The organism is Halarchaeum nitratireducens, assembly GCF_017874695.1.
Taxonomy (GTDB): Archaea; Halobacteriota; Halobacteria; order Halobacteriales; family Halobacteriaceae; genus Halarchaeum; species Halarchaeum nitratireducens.
The window spans coordinates 1-23,749 of record NZ_JAGIKY010000006.1; the positions used below are offsets into that span (position 1 = coordinate 1).

Annotated in this window: 16 protein-coding genes, 1 tRNA gene and 4 pseudogenes; 17 read left to right on the forward strand and 4 right to left on the reverse strand. The window is 67.2% G+C overall.

What is annotated here, in order from left to right; all coding sequences use genetic code 11:
• The 5 genes from J2754_RS07065 to artA form a co-directional block, all read left to right on the forward strand.
• A partial coding sequence (locus J2754_RS07065; protein WP_211087028.1) for a PGF-CTERM sorting domain-containing protein occupies window positions 1-213 on the forward strand: 213 nt, incomplete at its 5' end.
• A 149-nt stretch (window positions 214-362) separates the two neighbouring features.
• A complete protein-coding gene (locus J2754_RS07070) occupies window positions 363-1,571 on the forward strand; it encodes a DUF7094 domain-containing protein (RefSeq protein ID WP_211087029.1) in 1,209 nt (402 codons plus the stop codon).
• 181 nt (window positions 1,572-1,752) lie between these two features.
• A complete protein-coding gene (locus J2754_RS07075) occupies window positions 1,753-3,306 on the forward strand; it encodes an MDR family MFS transporter (RefSeq protein WP_188876470.1) in 1,554 nt (517 codons plus the stop codon).
• A gap of 15 nt (window positions 3,307-3,321) precedes the next feature.
• Window positions 3,322-5,004 carry a COG1361 S-layer family protein gene (locus J2754_RS07080; RefSeq protein ID WP_211087030.1) on the forward strand — a complete coding sequence of 561 codons (1,683 nt, stop codon included), beginning with the start codon at window positions 3,322-3,324 and terminating at the stop codon, window positions 5,002-5,004.
• 86 nt (window positions 5,005-5,090) lie between these two features.
• A complete protein-coding gene (gene artA, locus J2754_RS07085; protein ID WP_211087031.1) occupies window positions 5,091-5,996 on the forward strand; it encodes an archaeosortase A in 906 nt (301 codons plus the stop codon).
• Window positions 5,997-6,244: 248 nt separating this feature from the next.
• On the opposite strand, the gene J2754_RS07090 is transcribed toward artA, so the two are convergent.
• The 3 genes from J2754_RS07090 to fmdA all read right to left on the reverse strand — a co-directional run bounded on the left by J2754_RS07090 (window position 6,245) and on the right by fmdA (window position 9,303).
• Window positions 6,245-6,317, reverse strand: a tRNA-Asp gene (locus tag J2754_RS07090).
• A 98-nt stretch (window positions 6,318-6,415) separates the two neighbouring features.
• On the reverse strand, window positions 6,416-8,029 hold the full coding sequence (locus J2754_RS07095; protein ID WP_211087032.1) for a TCP-1/cpn60 chaperonin family protein: 1,614 nt from the start codon (window positions 8,027-8,029) through the stop codon (window positions 6,416-6,418).
• On the reverse strand, window positions 8,029-9,303 hold the full coding sequence (gene fmdA / locus J2754_RS07100; RefSeq protein WP_211087033.1) for a formamidase: 1,275 nt from the start codon (window positions 9,301-9,303) through the stop codon (window positions 8,029-8,031). The genes J2754_RS07095 and fmdA overlap by 1 nt, the downstream gene beginning before the upstream one ends.
• A gap of 249 nt (window positions 9,304-9,552) precedes the next feature.
• On the opposite strand from fmdA, the gene J2754_RS07105 reads away from it, so the two are divergent.
• The 11 genes and pseudogenes from J2754_RS07105 to J2754_RS07145 all read left to right on the forward strand — a co-directional run bounded on the left by J2754_RS07105 (window position 9,553) and on the right by J2754_RS07145 (window position 20,395).
• Window positions 9,553-9,780: a DNA-directed RNA polymerase subunit H gene (locus J2754_RS07105; RefSeq protein ID WP_188876480.1), complete on the forward strand. Its 228-nt coding sequence runs from the start codon at window positions 9,553-9,555 to the stop codon at window positions 9,778-9,780.
• Window positions 9,780-11,345: a DNA-directed RNA polymerase subunit B'' gene (locus tag J2754_RS07110; RefSeq protein ID WP_188876482.1), complete on the forward strand. Its 1,566-nt coding sequence runs from the start codon at window positions 9,780-9,782 to the stop codon at window positions 11,343-11,345. Before J2754_RS07105 ends, J2754_RS07110 begins: the two co-directional genes overlap by 1 nt.
• A 4-nt stretch (window positions 11,346-11,349) precedes the next feature.
• On the forward strand, window positions 11,350-13,176 hold the full coding sequence (rpoB, locus tag J2754_RS07115; protein ID WP_188876483.1) for a DNA-directed RNA polymerase subunit B: 1,827 nt from the start codon (window positions 11,350-11,352) through the stop codon (window positions 13,174-13,176).
• A 3-nt stretch (window positions 13,177-13,179) separates the two neighbouring features.
• Window positions 13,180-16,113, forward strand: a complete 2,934-nt coding sequence (locus tag J2754_RS07120) for a DNA-directed RNA polymerase subunit A' (RefSeq protein WP_188876486.1) — start codon at window positions 13,180-13,182, stop codon at window positions 16,111-16,113.
• Window positions 16,114-16,350: pseudogene (locus J2754_RS16705) on the forward strand (DNA-directed RNA polymerase subunit A''); the annotation flags it as partial. It abuts the gene before it with no gap.
• Window positions 16,342-16,623 (forward strand): annotated as a pseudogene (locus J2754_RS16710) (DNA-directed RNA polymerase subunit A''); the annotation flags it as partial. The pseudogenes J2754_RS16705 and J2754_RS16710, both read left to right, overlap by 9 nt.
• A 177-nt stretch (window positions 16,624-16,800) precedes the next feature.
• A pseudogene (gene rpoA2, locus J2754_RS16110) lies at window positions 16,801-17,901 on the forward strand (DNA-directed RNA polymerase subunit A''); the annotation flags it as partial.
• 3 nt (window positions 17,902-17,904) lie between these two features.
• Window positions 17,905-18,330, forward strand: a complete 426-nt coding sequence (locus tag J2754_RS07135) for a NusA-like transcription termination signal-binding factor (protein ID WP_188876488.1) — start codon at window positions 17,905-17,907, stop codon at window positions 18,328-18,330.
• A 66-nt stretch (window positions 18,331-18,396) separates the two neighbouring features.
• Window positions 18,397-19,191: pseudogene (locus J2754_RS16115) on the forward strand (mechanosensitive ion channel family protein); the annotation flags it as partial.
• Window positions 19,192-19,355: 164 nt separating this feature from the next.
• Window positions 19,356-19,784, forward strand: coding sequence for a 30S ribosomal protein S12 (locus tag J2754_RS07140; RefSeq protein ID WP_188872449.1), 429 nt, complete (start codon window positions 19,356-19,358; stop codon window positions 19,782-19,784).
• Window positions 19,784-20,395 (forward strand): 30S ribosomal protein S7, encoded by a 612-nt coding sequence (locus J2754_RS07145; RefSeq protein WP_188876489.1) that lies wholly within the window; start codon window positions 19,784-19,786, stop codon window positions 20,393-20,395. Before J2754_RS07140 ends, J2754_RS07145 begins: the two co-directional genes overlap by 1 nt.
• An 84-nt stretch (window positions 20,396-20,479) precedes the next feature.
• On the opposite strand, the gene J2754_RS07150 is transcribed toward J2754_RS07145, so the two are convergent.
• A complete protein-coding gene (locus J2754_RS07150) occupies window positions 20,480-21,250 on the reverse strand; it encodes a DUF5781 family protein (RefSeq protein ID WP_188876492.1) in 771 nt (256 codons plus the stop codon).
• A gap of 168 nt (window positions 21,251-21,418) precedes the next feature.
• Here J2754_RS07150 and J2754_RS07155 point away from each other — a divergent pair, with 168 nt between their 5' ends.
• Entirely contained in the window at window positions 21,419-23,605 is a 2,187-nt protein-coding gene (locus tag J2754_RS07155) for an elongation factor EF-2 (RefSeq protein ID WP_188876494.1), read from the forward strand.
• The last annotated feature ends 144 nt before the right edge of the window (window positions 23,606-23,749 follow it).

Sequence of the window (23,749 nt, forward strand, 5' to 3'; positions counted from 1 at the left end):
CTCGAAACCTCGACGAGCACGTCGACCTCGACGAGTACGTCGACGAGCACGTCCACGAGTACGTCCACGTCGACGAGCACGAGTACGTCGACGAGCACGTCGAGTTCGACGAGCACGTCGACGTCGAGCGGTAGTTCGCCGGGCTTCGGCGCGGCGCTCGCGCTGATCGCGCTTGCGGGTGCGGCGCTGCTGGCGCTCCGCCGCGAGAACTAACGCAACACGACTGACCGGCGAAACCGGTCACGCGACTTCGCGGTCCTTTCTTTCGCGTACACTACCCGAGCAGCGGCGGCGTCGTGCGTCGACACCCACCCGCTTAAGGTGATCCGTACCGTCATTCCGGGTAGTCCCTCCACGTAGCCATGAGTTTCCCTCGCGCGATCGCCCTCCTCTGTACCCTCCTCCTGTGCACTTCGGGAGTCACCGCGTTCGTCCCGGTCGACGCCGGGCCGTCGGCCGCCACCCTGGGCGGGCCGTCGGCGTCCGCTGCGGTCACGACGCCGGGATACCTCCCGGTCACTGCCGAGCGGCGCGGCTTCGCGTCGGTGGACGTGAGCGTCACGGACTCGCTCGCCACGTCGCGCGCGACGCTCGATCAGCGTCTGACTCGCGCGACGCTTCAGCAGCGACTCGACGACGCCGAGAACGATACGGAGCGGCGCCGCATCGTCTCGAACGCGACGACCGTCCTCGAAACGCGCACGAACGCCCTCGTCGCGGACGCGGCCGACGCCCGCGAGCGGTTCCGCCGCGGCTCGCTGTCGGCAGCGAACTACAGCACGACGCTCGCGTCGATCGACGCGCGTGCGGAGTCGCTCATCTCCCTCGCGCAGTTCATTGAGGCCCGCCCAGCGGCCAGCGCGACGTCGAAGACGCGCGCGGCGCAGCTCCGTGCGCAACTCCTCGCGTACAGCGACTCGCTCCGCGATCGCATCGCGGCGGCGACCGACGGCGAGTCACGACTGGATCGCCTCTACGTCGAGGCCGGCCCGAACGGGACCGCGCTCGCCGCGGTCGAGGACGAGTCGTACGTCCGGACGGCCTCGCGCCCGACGAACTACGACACCGACCCGGCCGGGGTTCCGTCCGGGAGCGCGATCATCGATCACGTCGAGTCGCTCTACCCGTGGGTGATGAACCAGAGCACCGGCGTCAGCTTCGTCCCGATCCCGATCCAGTCGAGCTCGGCGAAGTACGCGTATCGATTGTCGCTCACGTACTCGAACGGGACCGTCGAGTCGTACGTCGACATGAGCTCCGGCGAGGTCTACCAGGAGACGGAGACCCTCGCCCTCGACGGGCTCGCGGCGTCGCCGGACGCGTCGACGACGAGCGGCGACACGCGGCTGACGGTCAGCCGCGCGTACTCGGGCGGGCCGATGCGCGTGTCGGTGACGGCGGACGGCTCGCCGACGTCCGCGACGGTCTCGATCGGAAACGAGACGGTGGGTTCGACGGGCGCTGACGGTCGACTGTGGACTCCCTCGCCGAGCGATTCCGTCACCGTCAGCGCGCGGACGGCGACGGGCGAGACGCTCCGGGTCCAGTCCACTTCGTTGCCGGCCGCGTAAGCCCGGGACTCGCCCCTCAATCGGTACGGCGTCACTTCCTGCTCGGGGCGGAGTGGCTTTCGAAGCGCTTTTGCACCGGACGACTAACCAAACAGTTGGTTAGCTACCGGATGTTCGCTGAACCGTCTCCGTCCCCGCGTCGCTCGCTCGCTCGAACAGCTTCGCCGCCGTACTCGATGCCATGAGTCAGGCGGTCGAAGGGATCGGACGGGAGCGGCTGGTCATCCTCGCCGGCCTCATGCTCGCCGTGCTGATGGCCGCGATGGATCAGACCATCGTCGCCGCCGCGCTCCCCGACATCCTCAGCGATCTCGGCGCGGGGCAGGACAAGATCACGTGGATCATCACGGCGTACCTGATCATGCAGGCGGCCTCCACGCCGCTCTACGGTCGTCTGAGCGACATGTACGGTCGCAAGCCCCTCTTCTTGGGCGCGATCGTGATCTTCTGGGTGGCCTCCGGGCTCTGTGGCGTCGCGCAGAACGCGACGCAGCTCACGTTCTTCCGGGCGATCCAGGGGATCGGTGGCGGGGGACTGATTTCGCTGGCGCTGACGATCATCGGCGACATCTTCAGCCCCCGCGAACGCGGGCAGTACATCAGCGGGATGTTCATCCTGATCGGGATCGCGACGATCCTCGGCCCGCTCCTCGGCGGGTGGCTCACCGATCACTACACGTGGCGGTTGATCTTCGTGATCAACCTCCCGATCGGGCTGCTCGCCATCGCGGTCATCGAGCCGACGCTGGACCTCCCGGTCCCCGACGAGGACCACACCATCGACTACCTCGGCGTGCTGTTCCTCTTCTTGACGACGGTGGCGGTCATCGTCGTCTCCGAGAAGGGCAGCGACTGGGGGTGGGACTCGTGGCGGATCGGCCTCCTCATCGTCACCGCCGTCGTCGCGCTCGCGCTCTTCCTCGTACAAGAGTACGCTTCCCAGGAGCCGATTCTCCCCCTCGAGCTATTCCGGAATCGGGTCGTCGCGGCCGCGATCGGGCTCAGCTTCTGTGCCGGCATCGGTCGGCTCCTCGTGATCAACTACATCCCGACCTTCCTCCAGTACACGCAGGGGGTCTCCTCGACGACCGCGGGCGCGCTGATCGCGCCGATGATCATCGGGATGGTCGGCTTCTCCTTCGTCGTGGGGAACCTCATGACCAGAACCGGCCGCTACAAGCCGTTCCCGGTGATGGGCGCGGTCTTCGGCGCCGTCGGGTTCTTCTTCCTCTCGACGATTCACGGCGGCACGTCGTTCTCGACGCTCGCGATCTATCTGTTCATCACGGGCGCGGGCTTCGGCCTCATCATGCCCGTGCTCACGACGGCCTCGCAGAACGCCGTCCGCCCCGAGTACCTCGGCGTCGTGACGACGATCATCACCTACCTCCGCACGCTCGCGGGCGGGATCGGCGTCTCCGTCTACGGGACGCTCTACAGCAACTCCTTCAGCGACATGATGGTCCGTCTCACCGGCCGGGCGCAGTCCCGCGGCACGCTCGATCCGGTCCTCCTTCACACGCCGCGGTACGGCCGCGTGCTCCGAGACGACATCGTTCGCGCCGTCTCGCTGAGCATGGATCAGATGTTTCTCTACCTCATTCCCGTGATGGCGATCGCGTTCGTCATCGCCCTCCTCCTCCCCGAGCTCTCACTCTCCCAGCAGTCGAACGTCGAGGAGATGGAGAGCGACGGCGGCACCGATGGCACCGACGCACGACCGACGAGCGACTGAACACCCAGACACACAATGCAGTACGAACGATACGTTACGAGTGCGGTCATCGCGCTCCTCATCGTGAGCGCCGCGCCGCTGACCGCATCGGCACTGACGACGAACAGCTCCGTCGCGGGTCACCCAGACCTCCACGCGTCGGTCATCGACAACGAGTTCACGGCCGGTACCGAGGCGACCCTCGACCTCTACTTGCAAAACGACGGCGTCATCACGCAGGGCGGGCCCGCCGCGTACCAAGAGCGCGTGAAGACCGCGCGTTCGACTCAGCTGTCGATCAGCAGCGGCGACAGCCCGATCACGGTCCACACGAAACAGTATCCCGCCGGCCACGTCGGCGACGGGACGAACGGTCCCTACGGGATCGACATCACCGTCCCCGAGGGAACGGACCCCGGCACGTACCACCTCACCGTCCACGCCGAGTACACCTACACCGCCCAGGTGCGCTACGGCCCCGAGCAACCGCGATACACGGACTACGAGCGCGACGTGACGTTCGACGTGCCGGTCGTCGTCCGCGACCGCGCGCGGTTCCGGGTCGTGAACCACTCGACGGACGCCCACGTCAACCAGCGCGGGACGTACAGCGTCTCCATCAAGAACGTCGGCTCGGAGGTCGCGACCAACGCGGACGTGAAGGCGTCCTCGCAGACGCAGGCAATCTCGTTCGGCTCGACCGGGAAATCGGCCAGTGCCTCCGTTGATCGCTGGGAGCCTGGTGAGACGAAGACGCTCACGTACGACACCGCGGTCGAGGACATCTCCGGCGTCCACAACTACTCCGTCCCCGTGAATATCACGTTCAACGACGCGGACGGCGTCACCCGTCACTCCAATCGCCTTCTCTCGACGTTCCGGCCGCTTCCGAAGCAGACGTTCTCCGTCGACGACGTCCAGAGCACGCTTCGGATCGGCCGCAGTGACGGGACCCTCACCGGGACGGTGACGAACACCGGGCCCGCGCCAATTCATGATGCGACGGTTGTGGTACAGAACAACCTTTCGTCGCTCTCCTTCGACCAGCACTCGTACGCGTTGCCCGATCTCGACGCTGGTGAGAGCACCTCGTTCTCCTTTGACGGTGGGACGGTCTCGAAGACCGAGAACGCGAGTTCGCTTCCCGTCGAGCTCGCCGTCCACTACGACAACGAACACGATGACGCCTACACGAGCGATGTCCACGAGGTCCACGCGTCGGTCGGTTCGTACGAGTCCCTGTTCAATATCACGGCAGTGAACGCGATTCCCGCCGGTACCCGCGGTGACACGCCGAAAGACTCCGACTGGAGCAAACTCACCTTCCGGGTGACGAACAACGGCGACACGACGCTCCACGACATCAAGCCGAGCGTCGTCTTCGACAACCAGTACTTCGAGCGGCCGATCGAGAGCAACTACCGGACGAGCGTCATCACGACGCTCGAACCCGGCGAGTCGACGAACGTGACGTACGCCGTGAGCGCGGCCGGCGTTGCCGGCGGCACGACGTACCCGCTCGACGTCGTCGTCGACTACGACCAGCCGAACGGCGTCAGCCGGACGACGACGTCGTACACGATCCCGGTCCGGATCTCGCAGAGCTCCTCGCTCCCGCTCCTCCCGATCGGCGGCGGCGCGATCATCCTCATCGGCATCCTGCTCGGCGCCTTCATCTGGAAGCGCCGCTCGCCCGACGAGGACGCGAACGAGGAGTAGCGGCGCTCGTCGCGGCCCGCTCTCCGCGCCCGACAGCGCTCGTCCGACCGTCACTCATATACTCTCGAACGCCCAACGCGTAGCGTATGGCGCTCGAAACCACCGACACGCTCGCGTGGATCGTCGTCGGGCTGTTCGCCGCGAGCGCCCTCCTCGCCACGCGCGACGACTACGAGCGCGTCGCACGCGCCGTCGCCGCGCTCTCGTGGGCGCTGTTCGCGCTCTTCTGGGCGCTCCTCGTCCCCCACTTCTGGTTCGAACAGAAGAGCGTCATCGAGACGGCGCTCATCGCCGCCGCGGTCCCCGGGTCGCTCTACGTCGCGTACCTCGTGTACGCAACCCGGCCGTCGCTCATGATACTCTCGCGCGCCGTCGCCGTCATGGGGCTGATCTACCTCCCGGTTCTCACGATCGACAGCGTCGAGCGGGCGCTGATCGCCATGACGGCGCGCCACGGCGCGTGGCTCCAGAACGCCCTCGGCTATCACCCGCAGGTCCTCACCGGCCCGACGGTCGAATCCTCGCACACCGGCTTCCCGCACGCGTTCCTCTACGTCGTCGACGGCCATCGCTATCTGCTCGAAGTCCTCCTCGCGTGCACCGGTATCGGCAGTATCTCGATCGTCGCCGGCGTCATCATCGCGCTCCGCGCCCCGGTACGCCGTCGCCTGCTCGCGCTCGGCATCGCGGTCCCCGTCATCTACGGGCTGAACGTCGTTCGCGTCTCCTTCATCGCCATCGCGCACGGCAACCAGTGGTTCGAGGGCGCGCTCTCCCGCCGGTTCGTCGAGCTCGTCTTCAGTCCCACGCAGACCGGCATCACCTCCTACTACATGGCCGATCGCGTCATCGCCCAATCGCTCTCCGTCGTCGCGCTCGTCGCGCTCACCTTCGTCCTGCTCCGTCTCCTCCCCGAGCTCGGGACCGTCGTGCGCGACCTCCTCTATCTCGCCACCGGGAACGAGTACGACGTCACTACCCGACGCGACTGACGGGCGCGCGCGTCGCCCCGTCGTGTCGTCGCTTCGGCCCGACGCGCCCGCCGACGCCCGCATTTCCTCGACGGCCACATCTCTTCGACGCCGAGAGAGCGGCTTCGCCACTGCTCACGTCGGTATCAGTTCCGAGATGGGCGGCGCCGTGGCGGGTCGCGCCGTCGCGCCGTTCGGCGCTCGGTGACCGGCCACGCGTCCCTCGACGAGGGGTGAAAGCGTCGCTCACCGAGTTGAAGTCAGAGAAGCGCCCGGAGCGGGATTTGAACCCGCGTCACGACCGTGACAGGGTCGTATGATGGGCCACTACACCATCCGGGCTTCGAACGCATCTCTTCGTAGCCGGGTGAACTAATTAAGACTTTCTTTCCGACCCCCTCCGCGTCAGGTGTTCACAGGAGTGAGGGAGTGCGGGTGGCTCAGTGACCGATCGCCCAGGGGTACCCGCCGTGTTCGGGTCCGTCAGGCGCCGTCCCCTCGTCCGACGGGTTCGCCGTGGCCGCCGGGAGCACGTCGTCGACGCGAAGCACGGTCGCCGCCGTCTCGAAGGCGTTCGTCAGGCACGACCGGAGCACCGTCGGCGGCTCGACGATCTCTGCGGCCCGAGCGTCGACGAGCGAGCCGTCCACACCGATGCCGATGTCCGGGCCGTCGGCTCGCTGTCGACGCTTCAGGTCGGCTATCGCCGTCATCGGATCCCGACCGGCGTTCTCCGCGAGCGTCCGCGGGAGCGTGGTGAGCGCCTCCGCATACGCCGACCGGACGAGTTGCTCGCGTCCGCTGACCCGTGTCGCTTCCGACGCGAGCGTCCGCGACAGCGCCGTCGCGCTCGCGCCGCAGCCGGGGACGACGCGACCGTCGCGCACCGCCTGCCGGAGGACGTCGATCCCGTCCGCGACGATGCGGCGCGTCTCCTCGACGACGTGCGGCGTCCCGCCCCGGAGCACGAGCGACGCGTGAGCCTCGACGGGACAGTCGGCGACGACGAGCGTCGACACGTCCCCGATCTCCCGCCGGCGGATCGAACCGGCCCGGCCGAGCGCGGCCGCGTCGAGGTCACGCGGCGACGGAACGGCGTCGGCGTCGGTGGCTCGCTCGATCGCCGCGAACTCGTCCGAGCGCGTCCGCTCGACGACGAGCACGCCGGCGCGCGCGAGCGCCGCCCGGACCCCGTCGTCGACCGGTTTCGCGCAGAAGAGCGCGTCCGCCCCGCTCTCCCGGACGGCATCGACGAGCCCCGCCGTCGCGTCGCGCTCGTGGTCGCGGACGCGCTCGAGCGTGTGGGCGTCGTCGACGGTGACGGTCGCCCCTGCCGCCGTGTCGTCGAGGCCGATCGCGTCGCGCACGAGTGCGATCCGCGGCGCCGCGAGCGACGGGACGCCCGCCCCGACGACCGGCGCGATGCTCGTCGAGGACGCGTCGTGATCCACGAGGATCCCGTCCACGAGCGTCGACGCGGCCACCCCTTCGCCCGCGTAGCCGTGGAGCGTGAGGCGACTGGCGTCGAAGTCGACGCGCCGCAGCGCCGAGACGACGGCCGTCGCGAAGTGGCCGACGGCGTCGTCGTCCCACCGGCCGTTCACGGTCGTCGCGACGATCCGCTCGAGGCGTTCGCGCTTGTCGTCGTCGAACGGGGCCGCGTACTCCGCGAGGCGCTCGCGAGCCCGCTCGGTCGCCCGCGCGTACCCCTTGACGACGGTTCGCGGATGGACGCCGTCCTCGATCAGCTCACGCGCGCGATCGAGGAGCGCGCCGAGGAGGATCACGGTCCTCGTGCTCCCGTCGCTCGCCGCGCGGTCCTGACTCGCCGCCGCCGCGACCGCGGATCGCCCGATCGGGTGCGCGACGTCGAGTCGCTCCAGCACGCTCGATCCGGTGTTCGTCACGAGGACGGAACCGTCCCGGTCGACCACCATCGTGTCCATCCCGTTCGGGCCGAGGGTCGTCCGGACGGTCGCCGCGACGGCCGTCCCGGCTTCGAGTGCCGGCCGGGCGGGTTCGTCCGTCGACCGCCGACGCGTCGTCGCCTCCATCACTCCCCGAGGGGGTCGTCGGTCACGAGCAGCTCGCCGCGGTCCGTCCGGTTCTCCAGATGGCCGGGCGACACGTCGAACTCGAAGACGCCCTTTGGCACCGCGAGCGTCGAACAGGCGTTCGGGACGTCGACGACGCCGCTCTGTCGACCCTCCGCGGGGACCGTGCCGAGGATGTGGAGCGCCTGCTGGCCGGTGTACCCGAACTCCTTCAGGTAGTCGATGGCCTGTAAGCACGCGCGGCGATAGGCGGTGTGCGAGTCGATGTAGCGCTGCTCGCCCTCCTCGGTCACCGAGTAGCCGCAGAACGTGACGTAGTCCTCGAAGGTCGGCCCGCGATGGCCCGGCTCGAAGATAGGGTGATCGACGCCGTACCGATCCATGCCGTCCTTCACGACGTCGAACTCGACGTCGGCGTAGCCGGCCATCTCGATGGCGCCACAGAACGTGATCTCCCCGTCTCCCTGCGAGGCGTGGAAGTCGCCGATGCCGAACTTCGCCCCCTCGACGTAGACGGGGAAGTAGACCGTCGACCCGATCGAGAGGTCCTTGATGTCGTGGTTCCCCCCGTGTTCGCGCGGCGGGACCGTCCGCGCCGCCTCCTCGGCAGCCGCTTCCGCCGCCTCGGGGTCCATCTCGCCCATCTGTGCGCCCTCCGGCGTCGGGAGGTTGGCGACCGGGGGCTCCGCCTCGCCGGTCGGGTGGTTGGGGATCGACTCGGGATCCGCCTCGTACCGCTCGACGAGGTCCCCCTCGCGCTCGTTCCACCTCTCCAGGAGCTCGTGGCTCGGCGCACAGCCGGCGAGCCCCGGATGGATCTTCCCCTCGTACCGGACGTCCGGAACGTGTCGGGAGGAGACGGTGTAGCCGTCGATGTCCCACACCGACTTCGCGGCTTTCGGGAAGTGATCGGTCAGGAACCCCCCGCCGTTCTGCTGTGAGAACGTCCCGGTGAACCCGAACTCGGAGCGGTCGTTGAGCGGCCCCATGTCGTGAAACTCGACCTTGAGGAGGTCGCCGGGCTCCGCGCCCTCGACGTGGACGGGGCCCGCGAGGTAGTGGACCTGTGTCAGGTCGACGTCACGGACCTCATTCGGGTCGTCGTTGTCGCCGATCTGTCCCCCAGTCCAGTCGAGGGCTTCGAGGCGCATCGTCTCGCCCGGTTCGGCCTCGACGGCCGCGGGAATGTCGGGGTGCCAGCGGTTGAACGGGTTCGGTCCCGGCTGTTCGTCCGGCGCGCTGTCGGTGTCGACTTCGAACGTGACTTCGGGCATTCGAGCTCTCCGAGAGTCGTGTCAACAACCATCTCGATAAGCCGTTTCCTAATACACACGACATTTCATCTCTGACGTGTGAATACCTATAGGACGTACTAGCAGTTACCACTATAACGGCCGGCCGCGCTGTCCAGTGCGTGACCGCACCGCACGCGCGGACGGAGTTGACAAGACTTAACCTCTGCGGGCGCAAAAGATACTGTAGTATCTCGTGAGAGCCGCTTCTGCCCCCACCCAGGTGCACCCATGGTAGATGAAAGCCAACACGAACTCGTGCCCGACCATACCGTCCTGCCGGAGGACGAGGTAGAGGACGTCCTTGAGGAGTACGACGTCGAGCGGACGTCGCTTCCGAAGATCAAACGCCGTGATCCCGCGCTGCCCGACGACGCCGAGCCCGGCGACGTCGTGAAGGTCGTGCGCGACTCCCGAACCACGGACGAAGCCATCGTGTACCGACTGGTCATCGAATAATGCAACAGCAAGATCGACGCAAGCTGTCGAGAGAGTACTTCTCGAAGGAACGGCTCGCCGAACACCACTACCGCTCGTTCAACTCCTTCCTCGAGCGGGGAATGCAGGACGTCGTCACGGAGAAGGGTCGTATCGAGACGGACATCGGGGACAAGGAGGATCAGGAGCCGGTCTTCGTGGAGCTCGGGGACGTGCGCGTCACGACGCCGCGCGTCCGAGAGGCCGACGGCTCGGAGGAGCTCCTCTACCCGCAGGAGGCGCGTCTGCGCAACATCACCTACTCCGCGCCCGTGTTCATGGAGATGAGCATCGTGCGCGGCGGCGAGGAAGAAGAGGAGACGGTCCTCGACACGACCGAGACGAAGGTCGGTCGCATGCCGATCATGGTCGGCTCCTCGAAGTGCAACATCGCGGACTTCAGCGACGAGGAGCTCGTCGACATCGGCGAGGACCCCGCCGACCCCGGTGGCTACTTCATCGTCAACGGATCCGAGCGCGTGCTGATGACCTCGGAGGACCTCGCGCCGAACAAGATCCTCGCCGAATACGACACGAAGTACGGCGACGAGATCCAGGTCGCCAAGACCTTCAGCCAGCGACGGGGCTACCGCGCGCTCGTGCTCTGCGAGCGCAACCGCTCGGGCATCCTCGAGGTCTCGTTCCCGTCCGTCTCGGGCTCGATCAACTTCGTGACGCTCGTGCGGGCGCTGGGACTCGAATCCGACGAGGAGATCGTTCATCGCGTCTCCGACGACCCGGAGATCGTGAAGTTCATGCTGGAGAACTTGGAGGAGGCCGACGTCCAGACGGAGGCCGAGGCCATCGAGACGCTCGGCAAGCGCGTCGCCTCCGGGCAGGGCAAGGACTACCAGCTCAAACGCGCGAACTACGTCATCGATCGCTACCTCCTCCCGCACCTCCACGAGGAGGGCGTCGAGGACGAGGAGACGCGCATCAACAAGGCGTACTACCTCTGTCGGATGGCCGAGGCGTGCTTCGAGCTCGCCCTCGAACGCCGCGAGGCGGACGACAAGGACCACTACGCCAACAAGCGCCTGAAGGTCAGCGGCGACCTGATGAAGGACCTCTTCCGGACGGCGCTCAACAAGCTCTCGCGCGACGTGAAGTACCAGCTCGAACGCGCGAACATGCGCAACCGACAGCTCACCGTCAACACGGTGGTCCGCTCGGACGTGCTGACCGAGCGCCTCGAGCACCCGATCGCCACGGGCAACTGGGTCGGCGGACGCTCCGGGGTCTCCCAGCTCGTCGACCGGACCGACCACATGGGCGTGCTCTCACACCTTCGGCGACTACGCAGTCCGCTCAGTCGCTCCCAGCCCCACTTCGAGGCGCGTGACCTGCACGCGACCCAGTGGGGTCGGATCTGTCCCTCCGAGACGCCGGAGGGACCGAACTGCGGCCTCGTGAAGAACTTCGCGCAGGCGATGGAGCTCTCACAGACCGTCGACGACGAACAGGACTTGAAAGCCGAACTCTCCTCGATGGGCGTGGAGGGAGTGCCCGGTCTGCAACACGAGAACGACGCGCCCGCGGACGACTAACTACATGAGTCAGGCACGAGACGCGAAAGTCTACGTCAACGGGAGTCTCGTCGGGACCCACCCGGACCCCTACGAGCTCGCCGATCAGATCCGTGAAGCCCGCCGCCGCGGCGACGTCTCCGAGATGGTGAACGTCTCGGTGAAAGACCGTACCCGCGAGGTCATCGTCAACGCCGACGCCGGGCGCGCGCGGCGCCCCCTCCTCGTCGTCGAGGACGGCGAGACGATCGCCGACGAGTCCGACGTCGAGGCCGTCCAGAACGGCGAACGCGACTTCGAGGACCTCGTCGACGAGGGGAAAGTTGAGTTCATCGACGCCGAGGAGGAAGAGGACATCCTCGTCGCCGTCGAGGAGGATGAGCTCACCGAGGACCATACGCACCTCGAGATCGACCCGCAGCTGATCTTCGGGATCGGCGCGGGGATGGTCCCGTACCCCGAGCACAACGCTTCGCCGCGTATCACGATGGGCGCGGGGATGATGAAACAGAGCCTGGGACTGCCGGCGGCGAACTACCGGATCCGTCCGGACACCCGCCAGCACATCATGCACTATCCCCAGGCGGCGATGGTCAACACCCAGACCACCGAGCAGATCGGCTACGACGACCGGCCCGCCGGGCAGAACTTCACGGTCGCCGTCATGAGTTACGAGGGGTTCAACATCGAGGACGCCCTCGTCATGAACAAGGGGTCGGTCGAGCGCGCGCTCGGTCGCTCGCACTTCTTCCGCACCTACGAGGGCGAGGAACGACGCTACCCCGGCGGCCAGGAGGACCGCTTCGAGATCCCCGGTGAGGACGTGCGCGGGTCGCGGGGCGAGGACGCCTACACGCACCTCGACGACGACGGGATGGTCAACCCCGAGACGCAGGTGGACGAGAACTCCGTCCTGCTCGGGAAGACCTCGCCGCCACGCTTCCTCGAGGAGCCGGACGACATGGCGGGTCTGAGTCCCCAGAAGCGCCGCGAGACATCCGTCACGATGCGATCGGGCGAGGACGGCGTCGTCGACACGGTCACGGTCATGGAGGGCGAGGACGGGTCGAAGCTCGCCAAGGTGAGCGTCCGCGACGAGCGCGTCCCCGAACTCGGCGACAAGTTCGCGTCACGGCACGGTCAGAAGGGGGTCATCGGTCACCTCGCGCCCCACGAGGACATGCCGTTCACGGAGGAGGGCGTGGTGCCCGACCTCATCGTGAACCCGCACGCCCTGCCGTCGCGGATGACGGTCGGTCACGTGCTGGAGATGCTCGGCGGGAAGGCGGGCGCGCTCGACGGGCGGACCGTCGACGGCACGGCCTTCACCGGCGAGGACGAGGAGGAGATCCGGGCGACGCTCGAGGCACACGGCTTCGACTCCTCGGGGAAAGAACAGCTCTACTCGGGCGTCTCCGGCGAGAAGATCGAGGCCCAGATCTTCGTTGGGAACATCTTCTACCACAAGCTCTACCACATGGTCTCGAACAAGGTGCACGCCCGCTCCAAGGGGCCGGTGCAGGTGCTGACGCGCCAGCCGACCGAGGGGCGCGCCCGCGAGGGTGGGCTCCGCCTCGGCGAGATGGAGCGCGACACCGTCATCGGGCACGGCGCCGCGATGGTGCTCAAAGAGCGCCTGCTCGAATCCTCCGACCAGGAGTACGTCCACATCTGTGGCAACTGCGGGATGACCGCCGTGGAGAACAGAGAACAGCGTCGCGTCTACTGCCCGAACTGCGGGGAGGAGACCGACGTGCACAACATCGAGATGAGCTACGCGTTCAAGCTCCTGCTCGACGAGATGAAGGCGCTCGGTATCGCGCCGCGTCTCGAACTCGAGGACGCCGTCTAACACATGTCAACAGGCCAGTCACCCAAGGAGATCGGGGAAATCAGCTTCGGACTGATGGACCCGGAGGAGTATCGAGAGATGAGCGCGACGAAGGTCATCACCGCCGACACGTACGACGACGACGGGTTCCCCATCGACATGGGCCTGATGGACCCGCGACTCGGCGTCATCGACCCCGGACTCGAGTGTAAGACCTGCGGGAACCGCAGCGGGTCGTGTAACGGCCACTTCGGCCACATCGAGCTCGCCGCGCCCGTCATCCACGTCGGCTTCTCGAAGCTCATCCGACGGCTGCTGCGCGGCACCTGCCGGAGCTGCAGTCGACTCCTCCTCACCGAGGAGGAGATGGAGGAGTACAGCGACGACCTCGAACGGACGCGCGGGCTGCGCCAGGACGTCTCCGACGTCACGAAGGCCGCGATCCGGGAGGCGCGCAAGAAGAGCAACTGTCCCTACTGCGGGGAGGCCCAGTACGACGTCAAACACGAGAAGCCCACGACGTACTACGAGGTCCAGCAGGTCCTCGCCAGCGATTACTCGGAGCGCATCGCCTCCGCGATGCAGCCCGACCCCGACGAGGACGACGCGGGCATCAGCCCGCAGGCGCTCGCCGAGGAGACGGACATCAACATCTCGCGCATCAACGAGATCCTCAGCGGCGAGTTCCGCCCCCGAGAGGACGACCGGAAGGCCATCGAGAAGGCCATCGGTGCGGAACTCACCACGGAGGACATGAACAAGCTGATGCCGAGCGACATCCGGGACTGGTTCGAGGACATTCCGGGGGACGACCTCGAAGTGCTCGGCATCGACGCGGATCGCTCCCGTCCCGAGTGGATGATCCTCACCGTCCTCCCGGTACCGCCCGTCACGGCGCGGCCGTCGATCACGCTCGACAACGGTCAGCGCTCCGAGGACGACCTCACGCACAAGCTCGTGGACATCATCCGCATCAACCAGCGGTTCATGGAGAACCGCGAAGCGGGTGCACCCCAGCTGATCATCGAGGACCTCTGGGAGCTCCTCCAGTATCACGTCACGACGTTCATGGACAACGAGATCAGCGGCACGCCGCCGGCGCGCCACCGCTCCGGTCGGCCGTTGAAGACCCTCTCACAGCGCCTGAAGGGCAAAGAGGGACGGTTCCGCGGGAGCCTCTCGGGGAAACGCGTGAACTTCTCCGCTCGGACCGTCATCAGCCCGGACCCGACCCTGAGCCTGAACGAGGTCGGCGTTCCCGAGCGCGTCGCGCGCGAGATGACGCAGACGATGGTCGTCAACGAGCAGAACATCGAGCGCGCGCGTCAGTACGTCCGCAACGGCCCCGAGGGCCACCCCGGCGCGAACTACGTGCAGCGGCCGGACGGTCGGCGCGTCCGCGTCACCGAGAAGGTCTGCGAGGAGCTCGCCGAGCGCATCGAGACAGGCTGGGAGGTCCAGCGCCACCTCATCGACGGCGACATCGTGATCTTCAACCGCCAGCCCAGCCTCCACCGGATGAGCATCATGGCCCACGAGGTCGTGGTGATGCCGTACAAGACGTTCCGGCTGAACACCGTCGTCTGCCCGCCGTACAACGCGGACTTCGACGGCGACGAGATGAACATGCACGCCCTCCAGAACGAGGAGGCGCGCGCGGAAGCCCGCGTCCTCATGCGCGTACAGGAGCAGATCCTCAGCCCGCGCTTCGGTGAGAACATCATCGGCGCGATCCAGGACCACATCAGCGGGATGTACCTCTTGACGCACGACAACCCCTCGTTCAACGAGACGCAGGCGCTCGACCTGCTGCGTCAGACCCGCATCGACGAACTCCCGCCCGCGGACGGCGTCGACGACGACGGCGCGGAGTTCTGGACCGGCTACACGCTGTTCAGCGAGCTCCTTCCCGACGACCTCAACCTCGAGTTCAAGTCGAGCACGGGCGAGGACGTCGTCATCGAGGACGGCCAGCTGATCCAGGGGACCATCGACGAGGACGGTGTCGGCGAGTTCGGGAGCGACATCGTCGACACCATCATGAAGGTGTACGGCGCGACGCGCGCACGCATCTTCATCAACGAGGTCGCGGCGCTCGCGATGCGCGCGATCATGCACTTCGGGTTCTCGATCGGGATCGACGACGAGTCCATCTCGGCCGAGGCTCAGGAGCGCATCGACGACGCGATCGGGAACGCGTACGACCGCGTCGAGGAGCTCATCGACTCCTACGAGGCCGGCGACCTCGAGAGCCTGCCCGGTCGGACGGTCGATGAGACCCTCGAAATGAAGATCATGCAGACGCTCGGGAAGGCCCGCGACTCCGCCGGCGACATCGCGGGGGATCACTTCGAGGACACGAACCCCGCGGTCGTCATGGCCGAGTCCGGGGCGCGTGGCTCGATGCTGAACCTCACGCAGATGGCGGGCTGCGTCGGCCAGCAGGCCGTGCGCGGCGAGCGGATCAACCGCGGCTACGAGGACCGCACGCTCAGCCACTACGAGCCGAACGACCTCTCCGCGGAGGCCCACGGCTTCGTGGAGTCCTCCTACACCTCGGGACTGAACCCGAAGGAGTTCTTCTTCCACGCGATGGGCGGCCGCGAGGGCCTCGTCGACACCGCAGTCCGGACGTCGAAGTCCGGCTACCTCCAGCGGCGGCTGATCAACGCCCTCAGCGAACTCGAAACGCAGTACGACGGGACGGTTCGGGACACCTCCGACACCATCGTCCAGTTCGAGTTCGGCGAGGACGGCACGAGCCCGGTACGCGTCGCCTCCGACGAGGAGGCCGACATCGACGTGGAGAGCATCGCCGACCGCGTCCTCGAATCCGAGTTCGAGAGCGAGACCGACCTGGAGGAGTTCATCGGCGAGCGCGAACCGCCGACGAACCTCTCCGAACACGGCGAGTCGTGGACGATCGAGGAATCCGCCCGCGCGGAGGGTGACGACTAAATGACCGAGATTACGGACGACATCGAGGCCGTCGTGGAGGACACCGACCTCCCGCGGCGCCTGAAGGAGGACGTATACGACACGATCGAGGCCCGCGACGGCGTCGACACGGAGAACGCGAACTACATCGCCAAGGCCGTCGAGGCTCAGTACACGAGCTCGCGCGTCGACCCGCTCGACCCGGTCGGGACGGTGAGCGCGCAGTCCATCGGGGAGCCCGGGACGCAGATGAGCGTCCCCCACGACGAGCGCGTGCTCGTCCGCCGTCACGGCGAGACCGACGTCGTGGAGATCGGCGATCTCGTTGACGACGTGCTCTCCACTCGCGAGTCTCGGACGATTGACGACCACGAGGTCGCGCTCGCGCCCGACGACCTCGAAGTGCCGAGTCTGCGCTCCGATGAGGGTGTCGAGTGGAAGCCCGTAGAGGAGGTCAGCCGGCACGACGCACCCGAGGATCTCCTCGAGTTCACGCTCGAGTCGGGGCGGACGATTCGCGCGACGCGCGCGCACTCGTTCGTGAAGCGAGTGGACGGCGAGATCAAGCCGGTCGCGAGTGACACGCTCGAAATTGGTGACGACCTTCCAGTCGTCGGCTCGTTCGACGGAACCTCGGACACTGCTGAGTTCGACTTCGCCCCCGTCACGGCTGCCGACGGTGGAGCCACGGTCGAAGGTGAGGGATCGGACGAACTCGATCAGACCATCGCTCGTGCGTCTTGGGAGCGCATTGACGCCATCGACGCCATCGAGCCCGCACACGACCACGTCTACGACTTCTCGGTCGCCGGGCTTGAGACGTTCACGACTGCGCAAGGCGTCGTGACGCACAACACGATGAACACGTTCCACTACGCGGGCGTCGCGGAGATCGACGTCACGCAGGGCCTCCCGCGACTCATCGAGCTCGTGGACGCTCGGAAGAACCCGGACACGCCGATGATGACGGTCCACCTCGAGGACGAGTACGCGACGGACCGCGAGCGCGCCCACGAGGTCGTGTGGAACATCGAGGCGACGAAGATCCTCGCTCTCGGGGACATCTCGACGAACGTCGCCGACATGATCGTCTCCATCGACCTGAACGAGGACACGCTCGCGGAGCGCTGGCCCACGGTCGAGAGCACGACGGAGATCGCCGGCGAGATCGCCGACATCATCCAGGACAACCTCGGCGTGCAGGTCACCCAATCGGGCACGGTCATCGAGTTCGGGCCGGAGGAGCCGAGCTACCGCGAGCTCCTGCAGCTCGTCGAGCAGCTCCGCGAGATCACGTTCAAGGGGATCGAGGACATCTCGCGCGTCGTCATCCGCAAGGAGGAGACCGACGCGGGCGAGGAGTTCGTCCTCTACACGGAGGGTTCGGCGTTCAAGAAGACGCTGAAGATCGAGGGGGTCGACGCCTCCCGGACGACGTGTAACAACATCCACGAGGTCCACAAGACCCTCGGCATCGAGGCGGCCCGCGAGGCCATCATCGACGAGACGATGACGACGCTCGAAGAGCAGGGCCTCGACGACGTGAACATCCGCCACCTGATGCTGGTCGCGGACATCATGACGAACGACGGCACGATCCAGTCGATCGGCCGGCACGGGATCTCCGGGAACAAGGACTCCGTGCTCGCGCGCGCGGCCTTCGAGGTGACGGTGAATCACCTGCTCGACGCCGCCATCTACGGCGAGGCCGACGATCTCGACGGCGTCATCGAGAACGTCATCGTCGGAAAGCCCGTCCGCCTCGGGACCGGCGACGTCGACCTCCGCATGGGAACGACGAGCGACTGACCCGTGACGGTCACGCTCTCCGACGAGGCGCGCCGCCTCATCGCCGCGTTCGAGGACGCCACAGACGCGACCGCGGTCGATTGCGTCGTCGACGACGAGCGTGATCGCGTCGTCTTCGTCGTGAAGGCCGGCGAGATGCCACAGGCGATCGGTCGCGGCGGCGAGCGCGTCCAGGGGCTCGAAGACGACCTCGGTCGGGACGTCGAACTCGTCGAGGACGCCCCCAGCGCGGAGGCGTTCGTCGCGCACGCGCTGAGCCCCGCCGCGGTGTACAACGTCACGATCAGCGAGAACGACGACACGGTCGCGTACGCCGAGGTCGCCCACGAGGACCGCGGCGTCGCCATCGGCCAGTCGGGGCGGAACATCGAGATGGCGAAGGAACTGGCGAAACGCCACTTCGACGTCGACGACATCCAGCTCACGTAGTCCCCGCTCGCGCCCCCGACCCGGCCACGCCCTCACGTTCTTGTAGCGCGCGCCGTATCGCAGTGTATGACCGCGGTGTCAGTCGCGCGCGTCCTCGATCGGGTCGTCGCGGCGATCACGTCGTACCACGGCCTCCTCGTGCAGCTCGGGGCCTTCGTCGCCATCGCGCTCGTCGTCTACGCCGTCGGGCGTCTCGCCGTCGTGCCGCCGCTCGTCCGCGCCGTCCGCGCGCGAAACGACGAGAATCGGACCCTCGTGGACGCGACGGAGCTCTACGCTCGGGTCGCGATCGCCGCGACCGCGCTCGTGCTGGCGACGGCCGCCGCGGGGTTCGGGAGGGCCTTTCAGGGATCGGCACTCGTCGTCGCGGCGGCGACACTCGCGCTCGGCGTCGCCGGCCAAGACGTCATCGGAAACCTCGTCAGCGGCGTCTTCCTCGTCGCCGACCCGGACTTCAGCGTCGGGGACTACGTTCAGTGGGGCGATCAGGAGGGGACGGTCGAAAAGGTCGACTTCCGAGTGACGCGGGTTCGGACGGCCGCGGGCGAGACGGTGACCGTGCCGAACTCGCAGCTGACGACGAACGCGTTGATCTCGCCCTACGCGGGTGCGACGTACCGCGTCTCGGAGACGTTCGGCGTCCGCCACGACGCCGACGTCGAGACCGCGCTCCGCCTCCCCAAGGAGGCCGCCGAGGCGGACGAGCGGATCGTCGCCGACCCCGAGCCGACGGTGCAGGTCGACGGCTTCGGTGCGAACTCGCTCGACGTCGTCGCACGCTACTGGGTCGGCGAGCCGACGGAGACGCTGATCGCCGAGGTGCGCTCGGCGTACGTCCGACGCGTCGCGGACGCCTTCGAGGCGCACGACATCGCGCCGAACCCGGCGAGCCGGACGGATTCTCGGGTTCGCTCGCGGTCGCTGACGCCCGGTCGGAAGCACGCGACGACGACGGTCGTGTGCCGTAGCGACACGGAGATCCGCGAAAGACCGGGCTTAAGTAGTTGCACTGGGAAATACCGCGCATGCCGAACGGCAAGTACGCCGCGCGCAAACTCAAGAAGGACCGCCAGAACCACCGGTGGTCCGACTCCGACTACGCGCGTCGGGAGCGGGGGCTTTCGGAGAAGTCCGACCCCCTCGAGGGTGCGCCCCAGGGACGAGGTATCGTGCTGGAGAAGGTCGGGATCGAGGCCAAGCAGCCCAACTCCGCCATCCGGAAATGCGTCCGGGTCCAGCTCATCAAGAACGGCAAGCAGGTAACCGCCTTTTGCCCCGGTGACGGTGCGATCTCCTTCATCGACGAGCACGACGAGGTCACGATCGCTGGCATCGGTGGTGCGAAGGGTCGCGCCATGGGTGACCTCTCGGGTGTGAACTACAAGGTCGAGAAGGTCAACGGCGTCTCGCTCATCGAACTCGTTCGCGGTAACGCGGAGAAGCCCGTCCGATAATGTCCACGGAAGAAGCCCCCGAACCCGAGACGCCCGCCGGCACCGAGGAGTCCAGCGAGGCCGACCTCTTCGGCGTCTGGGACGTCTCGGAGATCAGCTACGCAGACCCGTCCACGAAGCGCTACATCACCGTGACGCCCATCGCACACACGATGGGGCGTCACGCGTCCAAGCAGTTCCAGAAGAGCCAGATCTCGGTCGTCGAGCGGCTCACCAACCGTCTGATGAAGACGGGCCGGAACGCCGGCAAGAAGCAGCAGGCGCTCAAGATCGTCCGCGAGGCCTTCGAGACCATCCACGAGCGCACCGACGAGAACCCGGTGCAGGTCCTCGTCACCGCGGTCGAGAACGCCGCGCCCCGAGAGGAGACCGTCCGCCTGAAGTACGGTGGCATCTCGGTCCCGAAGGCCGTCGACGTCGCGCCCCAGCGCCGCGTCGATCAGGCGCTGAAGTTCCTCGCCGACGGCGCGCACTCGGACTCGTTCAAGACGCCGACGTCCGCCGCTGACGCGCTCGCCAACCAGCTCATCGGCGCCGCCGACTACGATCTGCAGACGTACGCCATCTCCCAGAAGGAGGAGAAAGAGCGCGTCGCCGCCGCGGCCCGCTAACACGGCTCTCATTTCTTCTTCGTCTTCTCCAATATCGCGTAGCGACGGCCATCGACGTTCGGACCCGCCCCGCTCGGTACCGCGTCAGTCGGCCGCCGGCCCCGTCGTCGTTTCGTGGGCGTCCACGTACGCGCGCACGAGGTCGACGAGCGCGCGGCGGTGGGCGGACTCGTCCGGGTCGTCCGCGAGCGTGCGGAACCGCTCTTTGAACCACGTCACGTCGACGCCGGGGGCGTCCGAGTCGGCGAGGTCGGCGAACTCGTAGATCCGGTGATCGGCCGGGACGGCGTCGTGGCGTTCGAGGAGCGCGAGCGCGAACGCGGCGTTGACGGCGGTCAGCTCGGGATCGGCAGCGGCGGTGAGTCGGTAGCCGCCCGCGGGCTCGGTGTCGGACGGCGGCCGCTCGGCGACGGCGGTGGCGAGCTGCGATTCGAGGAACGTGAGGAGTCTGTCCGTCGGCGCGACGCTTAGGGTGATGTCGTCGGCGTAGATGTCCTTGGCGTGGTTGGCGAGCTGTTCGCACTGCTGGAGGACGCGACGCTCGACGCGCCGGCCGGGGAGCGCGAGGAAGAGGATCTCGGAGAGCCCCATCGTATGCGAGACGTGATCGGCCTCGTATCGGGCCATGTGAGCGTACTCGTGAATCGCGAGCTCGCGCGCCATCACGGACGTCGCGGCGCGCCGCGAGATGTTGAGGACGTGCCGATCGTCGTAGTGACCGGCCCACGTCCGCTCGTCCGGATCCTCCCGGACGCGGACGTGTACCGGTTTCTCGACGTCGTACTGGTGTTCGAAGAGGTCCCGTGCGCCGAGGAACGGCCCGGCGGGGACGGAACCGTGGACCCGTACATCCATGTGTGCGAATACCACGACCCGGACGGGGTTGACTCTTGCGCCCACGGCGATCGTCGCCCCGCGCGCGTTTCGGGACCACCGGACGGCGAACGGGCCGTGTGTTGCCGGCACACGCGCGGAGACGGAAACACTACCCTTTTCAACCCGCTGGCGGTACATGCGTGCATAATGGGCCGACGCAAGAAGATCGTCGAACAGTGTGAGCGGCTGATGGACGAACCGGAGCAGATCCGGAACATCGCCATCGCCGCCCACGTCGACCACGGGAAGACGACGCTCACCGACAACCTGCTCGCCGGTGCGGGCATGATCTCGGACGAGACGGCTGGCGAGCAGCTCGCCATGGACACCGAGGAGGACGAGCAGGAGCGCGGTATCACTATCGACGCCGCGAACGTCTCCATGACCCACGAGTACGAGGGCGAAGCCCACCTCGTCAACCTCATCGACACGCCGGGCCACGTCGACTTCGGTGGCGACGTGACGCGCGCGATGCGCGCGGTCGACGGCGCGCTCGTCGTCGTGGACGCCGTCGAGGGCGCGATGCCTCAGACGGAGACGGTCGTTCGGCAGGCGCTCCGCGAGGGCGTCAAGCCGGCGCTGTTCATCAACAAGGTCGATCGCCTCATCAGCGAGCTCCAGGAGGGCCCCGAGGAGATGCAAAAGCGCCTGCTCGGCGTCATCAACGAGGTCAACGAGCTCATCCGCGGGATGACCGAGGAGATGGACGACATCGACGACTGGACCGTCTCGGTCGAGGACGGGACGGTCGGATTCGGCTCCGCGCTCTACAAGTGGGGCGTCTCGATGCCGTCGATGCAGCGCACCGGCATGGATTTCGGGGACATCATGGAACTCGAGCGCAACGACCAGCGCCAGGAGCTCCACGAGCGAACCCCGCTCTCGGACGTCGTGCTCGACATGGTGTGCGAGCACTTCCCGGACCCCATCGAGTCCCAGCCGCGACGTATCCCGCGCATCTGGCGCGGCGACGACGAGTCCGACATCGCGGAGTCGATGCGCCTCGTCGACGAGGACGGCGAGGTCGTCCTCATGGTGACGGACATCGGCGTCGACCCGCACGCCGGCGAGATCGCCGCGGGTCGCGTCTTCTCCGGCACGATCGAGAAAGGACAGGACCTCTACGTCTCCGGGACCGCGGGCACGAACCGCGTCCAGTCCGTCGGGATCTACATGGGCGGCGAGCGCGAGGAGGTCGAACGCGTCCCGGCCGGGAACATCGCCGCCGTCACCGGCCTGAAGGACGCCATCGCGGGCTCTACCGTCTCCTCCACGGAGATGACGCCGTTCGAGTCCATCGAGCACATCAGCGAGCCGGTCATCACGAAGTCCGTCGAGGCGAAGAACATGGACGACCTGCCGAAGCTCATCGAGACGCTCCAGCAGGTCGCCAAGGAGGACCCGACGATCCGCATCGAGATCAACGAGGACACGGGCGAGCACCTCATCAGCGGGCAGGGCGAACTCCACCTCGAGGTCATCACCCAGCGCATCGAGCGCAATCAGGGGATCCCGGTCAACACCGGTGAACCGATCGTCGTCTACCGCGAGGCGCCGACGCAGGAGTCCCGAGAGGTCGAGGGGCGTTCGCCGAACAACCACAACCGCTTCTACATCACGGTCGAGCCGCTCAGCGAGGACATCGTCGAGACGATCCAGCTCGGCGACGTCTCGATGGACATGCCCGAGCAGGAACGCCGCGAGGCGCTCCAGGAGGCCGGGATGGACAAGGATACCTCGCAGAACGTCGAGGACATCCACAACACGAACGTCTTCATCGACGACACGAAGGGTATCCAGCACCTCAACGAGACGATGGAGCTCGTCAACGAGGGGCTCCAGGAGGCTCTCAACGACGGCCCGCTGGCGGCCGAGCCCGTGCAGGGCGCACTGATCCGTCTGCACGACGCGCGCCTCCACGAGGACGCCATCCACCGCGGTCCCGCGCAGGTCATCCCCGCGGTCCGTCAGGCCGTCCACAACGCGCTCATCGATGCGGAGATCAAGCTCCTCGAACCGATTCAGGACGTCCGCATCGACGTCCCCACCGAGCACATGGGTGCGGCGAGCGGCGAGATTCAGGGCCGCCGTGGCCGCGTCGACGACATGTATCAGGAGGGCGACCTCATGGTCGTCGAGGGCATCGCGCCCGTCGACGAGATGATCGGCTTCTCCAGCGACATCCGCTCTGCGACCGAGGGTCGTGCGTCGTGGAACACGGAGAACGCCGGCTTCCGCGTCCTCTCCGACAGCATGCAGCGCGAGATCATCATGGAGATCCGCGAGCGCAAGGGCATGAAGACGGAACTCCCCGAAACGGTCGACTACTTCTAAACGGCCGCTTCCCGTTTCGACGCGCCGCGGCGGCGTCGGCCCGTCCGCCGTGATTTCGCTTCGTTCCGCCGTTCGGCTTTCCGCTCTCCGGCCCGTGCGTCCGTCGTCCGACGGCCGTGCCGAAGGTTTCTAACGCGGCGGGGG